We start from the raw sequence: 11,956 nt of genomic DNA, 5'->3' as shown, positions 1-11,956 counted from the left end.
GGCATCTTGTCGTTCGAATCAGCCTCTTCATTAGCTTCCAAGAACTTCACATACTCAACCTGGTCACCCTTGATCAAGTCAGTATCACCAGACTGCGTAATCTCAACTTTACGCAACATCTGGCGCACGATAACTTCGATATGCTTATCGTTAATTACAACACCCTGCAAACGGTAAACGTCCTGCACTTCGTTAGTGATGTATTTAGATAGCTCCACAACACCCAGTAGGCGCAAAATATCGTGCGGGTTAGAAGGTCCATCCGAGATAACCTCACCCTTTTCTACTGTTTCGCCTTCGAATACGTTCAACTGGCGATACTTGTGAATCAATGCTTCATACGGCTCAGCACCATCTTTAGGCGTAATCACTAATCGCTTCTTGCCCTTAGTCTCTTTACCGAAACTAACAACACCAGAAATTTCAGCCAAGATAGAAGGCTCTTTAGGCTTACGCGCCTCGAACAAGTCAGCTACTCGCGGTAGACCACCTGTGATATCACGAGTCTTAGATGACTCTTGAGGAATACGAGCCAAGACGTCGCCTACTTCAACCATGTCGCCATCACGCATATTTAACAAAGCGTTAGCTGGCAAGAATACCTGAATCGGATTATCTGTACCTGGTAACAAGACAGGGTTACCATCTTCATCCACAAGCTGAACCATTGGACGAATATCTTTACCTGAAGATGGACGATCTTTCGGATCGATAATCTGGATATTGGATAGACCTGTTAACTCATCAGTTTGAGTCGTTACAGTAATACCCTCTTCCATTCCAACGAACTGAGCCTTACCACCATTTTCGGTAATGATTGGGTGCGTATGTGGATCCCACTTAGCAACCACACCACCCGCTTCGATCTTGTCACCGTCTTTAGCCGAGATCACAGCACCGTAAGGAAGCTTATACCACTCACGCTCGCGACCATGCTCATCAGCTACTGCTAGCGCAGAAGAGCGAGAGGTTACAACTAGGCAGCCGTCTTTACGCTCAATCGACTTCATATTATGCAGGCGGATCTTACCACCATGCTTAACCTGAATATTATCTACTGCAGATGATCTAGACGCCGCACCACCGATGTGGAAAGTACGCATCGTTAACTGTGTACCCGGCTCACCGATTGACTGCGCAGCGATAACACCAACAGCCTCACCCTTATTAACAACATGACCACGAGCCAAGTCACGACCGTAGCACTGGGCACAAACACCGTGTCGAGTATCACAGGTAATCGCTGAGCGAACCCATACTTCATCAACACCTGCCTTTTCTAGTTCGGATACCTTCTTTTCATCCAAGAAGGTGCCAACAGGCAGAACAACATTTTCTAAATCACCCGGTGCAAAGATATCTTTTGCTGCAACACGACCCAATACACGATCACCTAGTGGTACAACAACATCACCACCTTCAATCATTGGCGTCATTAACAGACCTTCTTTGGTGCCACAATCATCATTGGTCACAACAAGATCCTGGGCAACGTCAACCAAACGACGAGTTAGGTAACCGGAGTTTGCAGTCTTCAATGCCGTATCCGCCAAACCTTTACGAGCACCGTGAGTAGAGATGAAGTACTGAAGTACGTTCAAACCTTCACGGAAGTTTGCTGTGATTGGCGTTTCGATGATCGAACCATCCGGCTTAGCCATCAAACCACGCATACCAGCTAGCTGACGAATCTGTGCAGCCGAGCCCCTTGCGCCTGAGTCAGCCATCATAAAGACTGAGTTAAATGAGTCTTGCTCAACCGTCTTACCTTCACGATCAACGACGGTATCTTTACCGAGATTATCCATCATCGCTTTAGCGACTTTATCGTTAGCTCTCGCCCAGATATCGATAACCTTGTTGTATTTCTCACCGTGCGTCAGAAGACCTGAGGCAAACTGAGTCTCGATCTCTTTTACTTCAGCAGAAGACGCATCGATAATCGTATATTTCTCATCAGGTATAACGAAGTCGTTAACACCGATAGATGAGCCAGAAAACGTCGCTTGAGAAAAGCCTAAATACATAAGCTGGTCTGCGAAGATTACCGTATCTTTCAAACCACATACGCGATATGCAGTATTGATCAACTTAGAGATCGCCTTTTTAACCATCGGGCGGTTAACTAAATCAAATGGTAAGCCATCAGGAAGAATATCGAACAACATTGCTCGACCAACTGTCGTATCTGCAATCAACGACTTGCTTACATTGTTACCGTCTTCATCTTTGGTAACCTCTGTAAGACGAACTTTTACTTTCGCCTGCAAGTGAACTTTTTTCGCACCGTATGCTCTCTGAACCTCTTTAATATCAGAGAAAACCATACCTTCACCTTGAGCGTTTATACGCTCACGTGTCATATAGTACAAACCTAGTACAACATCTTGGGAAGGAACTATAATAGGCTCACCATTCGTAGGCGCAAGAATATTGTTAGTAGACATCATTAAGGCACGCGCTTCCAACTGAGCTTCTAGCGTCAGAGGAACGTGTACCGCCATTTGGTCACCATCAAAGTCAGCGTTATATGCCGCACAAACTAGTGGGTGTAACTGGATCGCTTTACCTTCGATCAATACCGGCTCAAATGCCTGAATACCCAAACGGTGAAGTGTCGGTGCACGGTTCAACATTACCGGGTGCTCACGAATTACTTCAGCAAGAATGTCCCATACTTCAGGTGTTTCACGCTCAACCATCTTCTTCGCCGCTTTGATGGTCGTAGCTAAACCACGATGCTCAAGCTTAGAGAAGATAAATGGTTTAAATAGCTCAAGTGCCATTTTCTTAGGCAAACCACACTGATGCAAACGAAGGCTAGGACCAACAACGATCACCGAACGACCAGAGTAATCAACACGCTTACCAAGAAGGTTCTGGCGGAAACGACCCTGCTTACCTTTGATCATGTCAGCCAAAGACTTAAGAGGACGCTTGTTTGAACCAGTGATAGCACGACCACGACGGCCGTTATCTAGCAATGCGTCCACAGATTCTTGCAACATACGTTTTTCGTTACGAACAATGATATCTGGTGCGCTCAGCTCTAGTAGTCGCTTCAAACGATTGTTACGATTGATCACTCGACGATAAAGGTCGTTCAGATCAGACGTCGCAAAACGACCGCCATCCAGGGGAACCAAAGGACGAAGATCTGGTGGAAGTACAGGCAACACCTTCAAGACCATCCACTCAGGGTTATTGCCTGAGCTGTGGAAAGACTCTAATAATTTAAGACGCTTAGATAGCTTCTTAATTTTTGTTTCTGAGTTAGTCGCTGGAATCTCTTCTCTTAAACGCTCAATCTCTTCTTCTAGATTGATGTTCTGCAGTAAGCTTTGAATCGCTTCTGCACCCATCTTAGCGTCGAACTCATCACCGAACTCTTCAAGTGCCTCGTAATATTGTTCGTCACTAAGTAGCTGACCGTGCTCAAGCGTACTCATACCCGGATCAATAACCATGTATGATTCGAAATACAATACTCGCTCGATATCACGCAAAGTCATATCTAAAAGCATACCAATACGTGACGGCAAAGACTTCAAAAACCAGATGTGAGCAACTGGGCTAGCTAGTTCGATATGAGCCATACGGTCACGTCTTACGTTAGCAAGCGCAACTTCTACACCACACTTCTCACAAATTACACCACGATGCTTAAGGCGCTTGTACTTACCACACAAGCACTCATAGTCCTTGATAGGACCGAAAATTTTGGCACAAAATAAGCCATCACGCTCTGGCTTGAATGTACGATAGTTAATCGTTTCTGGCTTCTTAACTTCACCGTATGACCAAGATCGGATCATTTCTGGAGACGACAAGCCAATACGAATTGAGTCGAATTCCTGAGTTTGATTTTGGTTTTTTAATAGGTTTAATAAATCTTTCATCGGTTTTGCTCCAATTGGAGTTATCTATCCGCGAACGCTTCATCTAGAAGCGCTCGCCTCCGCGTAATTGTTTGTATTGACTTGCGAACTACTCTGATTCCAGCTCGATATCAATACCAAGCGAGCGAATTTCTTTAACAAGTACGTTGAATGATTCTGGCATGCCAGGCTCCATACGGTGATCACCATCAACGATGTTCTTATACATCTTGGTACGGCCGTTAACATCATCAGATTTAACCGTAAGCATTTCCTGTAGCGTATAAGCAGCACCGTAAGCTTCTAGCGCCCATACTTCCATCTCACCGAAGCGCTGACCACCAAACTGAGCTTTACCGCCCAATGGCTGCTGAGTAACAAGGCTGTATGAACCCGTAGAACGAGCGTGCATCTTGTCATCAATCAAGTGGTTCAACTTAAGGATATACATATAGCCAACGGTAACTGGACGATCAAAAGAGTCCCCAGTACGACCATCATATAATTGAACCTGACCACTATCATCAAGACCGGCTAGACGAAGAAGCTCTTTAATCTGAGACTCTTTCGCACCATCAAAAGCAGGAGTCGCCATTGGAACACCACCGCGAAGGTTATGTGCCAGCTCTAGAATCTCTTCATCACTAAAGGTATCCAACGCTTCTTTCTTATCAGCAACACCGTTATAGATTTGATCCAGTAGGCCACGTAGTTCTTGCACTTCTTTCTGCTGTTTAATCATAAGGTCAATTTTCTTACCAAGACCTTTTGCAGCACAACCCAAGTGTGTTTCCAGTACCTGACCGACGTTCATTCGAGACGGAACACCTAGCGGGTTAAGTACAATATCTACTGGGTTACCATGCTCATCATATGGCATATCTTCAACTGGCATAATAACCGAGATAACACCCTTGTTCCCGTGTCGTCCAGCCATCTTATCACCAGGCTGAATACGACGTTTGATCGCAACGTAAACCTTAACTATTTTCAGTACACCCGGTGCGAGATCATCACCAGTCTGAAGCTTACCCTTCTTAACTTCGAAGCGCTCTTCCTGATCTTTACGACGATCTTCCAATTGCGCCTCTGCCTTCTCCAACATCTCATTTAGAGAGTCTTCAGACATACGAATTGTGAACCAATCGCTAGGCTCTAAGCCTTTAAGGTAATCTTCACTAAGGGTATCGCCCTTCTTCAAACCTGGCGCAGAAATTACAGACTGACCAAGCAAAGCTTTTGTAAGACGCTCATAAGTTGCGCCCTGAACAATGCGATACTCATCTTTCAAATCTTTACGGAACTTATCAAGCTGATCGTTTTCAATATCTTTCGAACGCTGATCTTTCTCAACACCGTCACGAGTAAAGACCTGAACGTCGATTACCGTACCACGCGTTCCTGTAGAAACTCGCAGTGAAGTATCCTTAACATCAGATGCTTTTTCACCGAAGATTGCTCTAAGTAGCTTTTCTTCAGGCGTTAACTGGGTTTCGCCCTTAGGTGTTACCTTACCAACAAGAATATCACCAGCACCCACCTCAGCACCGATATAAACGATACCCGACTCATCCAGCTTGGAAAGTGCGTTCTCACCAACATTCGGAATATCGGCAGTAATATCTTCGCTACCTAACTTGGTATCACGCGCAACACAAGTCAATTCCTGAATATGGATAGTTGTGAAACGGTCTTCTTGAACTACACGCTCAGATACAAGGATCGAATCCTCAAAGTTGTAACCGTTCCAAGGCATAAAGGCGATACGCATGTTCTGACCCAAAGCCAGCTCACCCATATCAACCGAAGGACCATCAGCAAGTACGTCACCACGAGAAATTTGCTCACCCTGCTTAACCAAAGGCTGTTGATTTATACAAGTATTTTGGTTTGAACGAACATATTTCGTTAGGTTGTAGATATCTACACCTGCGTCGCCTTGTGCAGTCTCATCATCGTTAACACGAACAACAATTCGGCCTGCATCGACACGTTCGATTACACCACCTCGATCTGCAACCACACATACACCGGAGTCCTGAGCAACAATTCGCTCAATACCCGTACCAACCAATGGCTTTTCAGCACGTAGGGTTGGAACAGCCTGACGCTGCATGTTTGACCCCATCAAAGCACGGTTCGCATCATCGTGTTCCAAGAAAGGAATCAAAGAAGCTGCTACCGATACTACCTGACGTGGTGACACGTCCATATAGTTAACCTTCTCAGGTGGCGTTACTGTAAATTCGTTTTTATATCGAACGTTAACAAGCTCTTCAGTTAGCTTACCGTCTTCACTAACAACAGCACTAGCCTGTGCGATAATGAAGCCACTTTCTTCAATTGCTGACAGATACTCGATCTCGTCTGTTACAACACTGTCAACAACTTTTCTATACGGACTCTCTAAGAAGCCAAAAGAGTTAGTTCGTGCGTAGGTTGCCAAAGAGTTAATCAAACCGATGTTTGGACCTTCAGGCGTTTCGATAGGACAAACGCGACCGTAGTGAGTCGGGTGTACATCTCGAACCTCAAAACCAGCACGCTCACGAGTCAAACCACCTGGGCCTAATGCTGATACACGACGCTTATGAGTCACCTCAGAAAGCGGGTTGTTCTGATCCATAAACTGAGATAACTGGCTAGAACCAAAGAATTCTTTAACGGCTGCAGCGACAGGCTTAGCATTGATCAAGTCTTGTGGCATTAGACCATCAGACTCAGCCATGCTCAAACGCTCACGTACAGCTCTTTCAACACGAACCAAACCAACACGGAATTGGTTCTCTGCCATTTCACCTACAGATCGAATACGACGGTTACCCAAGTGATCGATATCATCAACTTCACCCTTACCATTTCGAATATCGATCAATGTTTTCAAGACATCGATAATATCTTCATTTGACAGTACGCCTTCGCCCGTCTCATCGCTACGTCCGATACGGCGATTAAACTTCATGCGGCCTACTGCAGAAAGATCGTAGCGCTCAGAAGTAAAGAACAAGTTCTTGAACAGGTTCTCTGCTGAATCCTTAGTTGGCGGCTCACCAGGACGCATCATACGATAAATCTCTACCAGAGCTTCAAGCTGATTACTTGTCGGATCGATTCTTAGCGTATCAGACATGAACGGGCCGCAATCTAGTTCGTTCGTATAAATCGTCTCGAACGATTCGATACCCGCTTCAATAATTGTATCGATCACTTCATCAGTGATTTCGGTATTACACTCAACAACCAATTCGCCAGTTTCTTCATTGATCAAGTCTTTCGCTGTCACCTTGCCGTGTAGGTACTCACGTGGAACTTCAAGGTGATTACCAAGCTTCTCAAGCTGTCTGATATGACGCGCAGTAATACGACGACCTTCTTCAACGATAACCTTACCGTCAGCATCTTTAATTTCGAAACTTGCAAGCTCACCACGTAGGCGAGCAGGCACCAACTCTAGCTTACAGCTCTCGCCGGAAATAACGAATGCACTGGTATCGAAGAACATTTCAAGAATTTCTTGTGTGCTGTATTCAAGCGCACGTAGCAAGATCGATGCAGGTAGTTTACGACGTCGGTCAATACGAACAAAAACGTTGTCTTTCGGGTCAAACTCAAAGTCCAACCATGAACCACGGTAAGGAATAACACGAGCAGAGTGTAACAACTTACCAGAAGAGTGTGTTTTACCCTTATCGTGATCAAAAAATACGCCTGGAGAACGATGCAACTGAGAGACGATTACACGCTCAGTACCGTTAACAACAAATGTACCATTTTCGGTCATGAGCGGCATTTCGCCCATGTATACTTCTTGCTCTTTGATGTCTTTGATTGCTTTATTTGATGATTCTTTATCATAAATAATCAATCGAACCTTAACACGCAATGGAGCTGCGTATGTTACACCACGCTGAATACACTCTTTTACGTCAAATGCGGGTTCACCCAAACGGTAGCTCACATATTCTAATGCAGCATTACCTGAGAAGCTCAAAATTGGAAAAACTGACTTGAATGCAGCGTGAAGACCAACATCGTCACGAGACTCTGGGTCATTGTCACTCTGCAAGAAGCTTAAGTACGAGTCTATTTGAATAGACAAAAGATACGGCACATCCATGACGGTTGGTAACACGCCAAATTCTTTACGAATACGCTTTTTCTCTGTATACGAGTAGGCCATTTATATTCCCCAGTTTTGTGACTTAACGGTCTGAATTGTTGAACGGTTGACACCGTTTAATAACAGGCTATGTTTAGAAAGAGATACTTATTGCATGCTCAAGGCTTTGCCAAATATTCCTTTCTAACAAACCTTCTTATAGTTTGTTCTATGATGCTTGTTAGCATCAATATAATGAAAGCTATCTACTAACTAACAACAGAAAAAGGCCGGCAGCAAATGCTACCAGCCAATTTCGTTAGGATGCGTGTGCTTCTGCATGCATCAAATAACTATAATTATAGTTACTTAACTTCAACAGATGCGCCAGCTTCCTCAAGCTCTTTCTTAGCAGCTTCAGCGTCGTCTTTGCTAACGCCTTCTTTAACAGTAGATGGAGCACCATCAACCATTGCTTTCGCTTCTTTAAGGCCAAGACCTGTAAGAGCACGAACTGCTTTGATTACGTTAACTTTCTTGTCGCCAGCGCCTGCAAGAACAACGTCAAACTCAGTCTGTTCAGCGGCAGCAGCACCACCAGCGTCACCGCCAGCAGCAGGAGCAGCAGCTACAGCAGCAGCTGCAGATACGCCGAATTTCTCTTCCATTGCTTCAACTAGTTCAACAACGTCCATTACGCTCATTTCAGCGATTGCATTTAAAATATCGTCTTTAGATAGAGACATGGTCCCATTCTCCTAAATGTAAGTTATATAAAAAATAATTAAGCTGCGTCTTTCTTCTGATCGCGAACTGCTGCCACTGCACGAGTAACCTTCGAAGGAACTTCGTTGAATGTACGTGCAAGCTTGGTAATAGGTGCTTGAATAACGCTGGCCAACATGCCCAACGCCTGATCGCGCGTTGGCAACTTAGCCAAACGATCGATCTGATCTGCACCCAGTAGTTCACCACCAACCGCTAATGCTTTTATCTCGAATGCTTCTTTTTCTTTAGCAAAATCTTTCAACAAGCGCGCTGCCGCACCTGGATCTTCCAAAGAAAATGCAAGAATTGTTGGACCAACCAACGCTTCAGCTGCACATTCAAACTCTGTTCCTTCTACCGCACGCTTTGCTAAGGTGTTTCGAACGACACGAAGATAAACTCCGCCTTCACGAGCTTCTTTACGAAGGCCTGTCATATCATTAGCGTCAACGCCATGATAATCAGCCATCACAAGAGATAAAGCACCGCCAGCAACTTCGTTGACTTCGGCGACAATCGCCTTTTTGTCTTCGATTCCAATTGCCATTGGTTTTCTCCTCAAGAGAGTCAGCCGAAGCTGACCACTTAGTTCCACCCCCTGTTAGCATAAACAGGGAGCGACCTACGGCGGAGATACAACTCATTTAAGAGAGTCCACACACCGTCTGCGCAGGAGATTAAGTTAGCACTCTAAATTAATAAATAGCCAACACCTGCGGTCTTTGACAGCCCGAGCTAGGCTCAGACTCCAAAGTATTCTTTAACATATCTTCTTATGAAGACACTGAGCTCTGATCAATAAGTAGACCAGGACCCATTGTTGAAGAAAGTGTAACTTTCTTCAAATAAACACCTTTTGCAGAAGCAGGCTTAGCCTTCTTCAAGTCAGCCAACAATGCTTCGATATTCTGTTTAATCGAATCAGCTGAGAACTCAACATTACCAACGATAGTATGAACAATACCGTTCTTGTCAGTTCTATAACGAACCTGACCAGCTTTTGCATTTTTAACGGCAGTCGCTACGTCTGGCGTCACTGTACCAACTTTCGGGTTTGGCATTAGACCGCGTGGACCAAGAATTTGACCTAACTGACCAACTACACGCATTGCGTCCGGAGATGCAACAACTACGTCAAAATCCATGTTTCCAGCTTTAACTTCAGCAGCCAACTCGTCCATACCAACGATATCAGCACCAGCTTCTTTAGCTTTCTCTGCATTTTCACCTTGAGTAAACACAGCAACACGAACTGTTTTGCCAGTTCCATTTGGTAGTACTGTAGAACCTCGAACAGCCTGGTCAGATTTACGCGCATCAACACCTAGGTTGATAGCAACATCTACCGACTCAGTAAACTTAACACCGTTTGAAAGCTCAGCAAGCAAAGCTACCGCTTCTTCTACCGTGTACGCTTTTTCTGCTTGAACTTTTTCCTGCACCAACTTTTGGCGCTTTGTTAATTTTGCCATTAGTTAACACCCTCAGTATTAAGTCCCATGCTACGCGCTGTACCAGCAATAATTCTTACTGCAGCATCCATATCACCTGCATTTAAGTCAGGGTCTTTAGTTTTAGCAATTTCTTCTAACTGAGCGCGAGTAACAGTTCCAACCTTCTCAGTATTAGGACGACCGCTACCACTAGTGATACCAGCAGCTTTCTTCAACAGAATAGATGCAGGTGGGGTCTTCATGACAAAAGTAAAACTCTTGTCACTATATACAGAAATTACAACAGGAACTGGCAGACCTGGTTCAACACCTTGAGTCTGAGCGTTAAACGCTTTACAGAATTCCATGATGTTAACACCGTGCTGACCTAGTGCAGGACCAACCGGCGGACTTGGATTCGCTTTACCAGCGGCTACCTGAAGCTTGATATAAGCATCAACTTTCTTTGCCATTTTTTACTCCTTCGGGTTCAAACGCTTCAATAGCTCCCCGTATAGACAGAAAAAGCCCACTTTGCAGTTCGCAAAGTGAGCAGATAAAATCTTACTTGCTTAGTCTTTTTCTACTTGCCCAAACTCTAGTTCGACAGGGGTAGAGCGACCAAAAATCAGAACCGCTACTTTAACGCGGCTCTTCTCGTAATCTACTTCCTCAACAACACCATTAAAGTCTGCAAACGGCCCATCGATAACCCGAACCACTTCACCAGCTTCAAACAAGGTCTTAGGACGAGGTTTCTCTGCACCCGTCTCTATCTTCTGAAGAATCGTATCAGCTTCACGATCAGTAATTGGCACAGGTCTTTCAGCAGTACCACCAATAAAGCCTAACACTCTTGGAGTGGACTTAACCAAATGCCAAGCATCGTCGTCCATTTCCATTTGCACAAGAACGTAGCCTGGATAAAACTTACGCTCACTCTTGCGCTTTTTACCTTCGCGCATTTCTACCACTTCCTCTGTAGGAACCAGTATTTCACCAAATTTTGCTTCCAAGCCTTTCAAAGCAACCTGCTCTTGCAACGAGCGCATTACCTGCTTTTCGTAACCTGAATAGGCATGAACTACATACCAAGCTTTGGACATCGTGATTCTCCTACTACCCTATAATACTGGAAACAATCCAGCCGATCAGGGAGTCGACACCCCATAAAATAAGCGCAACCACTAACACAAAAACAACAACTATCATTGTCGTCTGGGTCAACTCTTGCTTAGTAGGCCATACAACCTTACGAATCTCTAAACGAGCTTCAGAGACCAACTTCGCAAAGGCCTGCCCTTTTGTCGTTTGAACGGCAACCCATCCAGCAACAAATGCCAAAACAAGTAGCGCAAGCACTCTGTACAACAGAGATTCTGCTTCAAAATAGTAGTTACCCACCACGCCCGCTGACACCAAACAAAGCACCAACAACCACTTCAGCGTATCTAGCGCACTACCTTCTTTCTCTACCTTTGCATTCATAATCGACGCACTAATAAGTATTCTGTTCCACTACCATTTATTACTAGAATAAATGGCAGGCCAGGAGGGAATCGAACCCCCAACCTGCGGTTTTGGAGACCGCTGCTCTGCCAATTGAGCTACTGGCCTATACAAAAGAAGGCAGCATCAAGCTGCCTTCCAAACATAGACTAAGATTATTCAACAATCTTAGCTACAACACCCGCACCTACAGTACGACCACCTTCACGAATCGCGAAGCGTAGACCTTCTTCCATCGCGATTGGCGCGATCAAAGTAGCTGTTAACTG

At 44.9% G+C, this 11,956-nt stretch carries 8 protein-coding genes, 1 tRNA gene and 1 pseudogene; all 10 read right to left on the bottom strand.

Going from position 1 to position 11,956, the window contains the following annotated elements:
* Positions 1 to 3,899 (bottom strand): DNA-directed RNA polymerase subunit beta' (gene rpoC, locus A3757_RS00990; RefSeq protein ID WP_068739003.1); only part of this gene is annotated, 3,899 nt, incomplete at its 3' end.
* Positions 3,900 to 3,987: 88 nt separating this feature from the next.
* Positions 3,988 to 8,058, bottom strand: a complete 4,071-nt coding sequence (rpoB, locus tag A3757_RS00985; RefSeq protein WP_068507426.1) for a DNA-directed RNA polymerase subunit beta — start codon at positions 8,056 to 8,058, stop codon at positions 3,988 to 3,990.
* 284 nt (positions 8,059 to 8,342) lie between these two features.
* A complete protein-coding gene (rplL, locus tag A3757_RS00980) occupies positions 8,343 to 8,723 on the bottom strand; it encodes a 50S ribosomal protein L7/L12 (protein WP_068507428.1) in 381 nt (126 codons plus the stop codon).
* Positions 8,724 to 8,761: 38 nt separating this feature from the next.
* Positions 8,762 to 9,292 carry a 50S ribosomal protein L10 gene (gene rplJ, locus A3757_RS00975; protein ID WP_068507430.1) on the bottom strand — a complete coding sequence of 177 codons (531 nt, stop codon included), beginning with the start codon at positions 9,290 to 9,292 and terminating at the stop codon, positions 8,762 to 8,764.
* A 226-nt stretch (positions 9,293 to 9,518) separates the two neighbouring features.
* A complete protein-coding gene (gene rplA, locus A3757_RS00970) occupies positions 9,519 to 10,217 on the bottom strand; it encodes a 50S ribosomal protein L1 (RefSeq protein WP_068553378.1) in 699 nt (232 codons plus the stop codon).
* Positions 10,217 to 10,651 (bottom strand): 50S ribosomal protein L11, encoded by a 435-nt coding sequence (gene rplK, locus A3757_RS00965; RefSeq protein WP_068507436.1) that lies wholly within the window; start codon positions 10,649 to 10,651, stop codon positions 10,217 to 10,219. Before rplK ends, rplA begins: the two co-directional genes overlap by 1 nt.
* Positions 10,652 to 10,750: 99 nt before the next feature.
* Positions 10,751 to 11,284, bottom strand: a complete 534-nt coding sequence (gene nusG, locus A3757_RS00960) for a transcription termination/antitermination protein NusG (protein WP_068507438.1) — start codon at positions 11,282 to 11,284, stop codon at positions 10,751 to 10,753.
* A 13-nt stretch (positions 11,285 to 11,297) separates the two neighbouring features.
* A complete protein-coding gene (gene secE / locus A3757_RS00955; protein WP_068507441.1) occupies positions 11,298 to 11,666 on the bottom strand; it encodes a preprotein translocase subunit SecE in 369 nt (122 codons plus the stop codon).
* Between the two features lie 53 nt (positions 11,667 to 11,719).
* A tRNA-Trp gene (locus A3757_RS00950) sits at positions 11,720 to 11,795 on the bottom strand.
* 47 nt (positions 11,796 to 11,842) lie between these two features.
* A pseudogene (locus tag A3757_RS24965) lies at positions 11,843 to 11,956 on the bottom strand (elongation factor Tu); the annotation flags it as partial.

Source organism: Oleiphilus sp. HI0117, assembly GCF_001635235.1.
Note: the sequence above shows the minus strand (reverse complement) of the source record. Positions and strands in the feature narration are given on the sequence as shown.

Coding starts and splice junctions, on each gene's coding strand:
- rpoB (WP_068507426.1), bottom strand. CDS start 8,058: ATGGCCTACTCGTATACAGAGAAAAAGCGTATTCGTAAAGAATTTGGC.
- rplL (WP_068507428.1), bottom strand. CDS start 8,723: ATGTCTCTATCTAAAGACGATATTTTAAATGCAATCGCTGAAATGAGC.
- rplJ (WP_068507430.1), bottom strand. CDS start 9,292: ATGGCAATTGGAATCGAAGACAAAAAGGCGATTGTCGCCGAAGTCAAC.
- rplA (WP_068553378.1), bottom strand. CDS start 10,217: ATGGCAAAATTAACAAAGCGCCAAAAGTTGGTGCAGGAAAAAGTTCAA.
- rplK (WP_068507436.1), bottom strand. CDS start 10,651: ATGGCAAAGAAAGTTGATGCTTATATCAAGCTTCAGGTAGCCGCTGGT.
- nusG (WP_068507438.1), bottom strand. CDS start 11,284: ATGTCCAAAGCTTGGTATGTAGTTCATGCCTATTCAGGTTACGAAAAG.
- secE (WP_068507441.1), bottom strand. CDS start 11,666: ATGAATGCAAAGGTAGAGAAAGAAGGTAGTGCGCTAGATACGCTGAAG.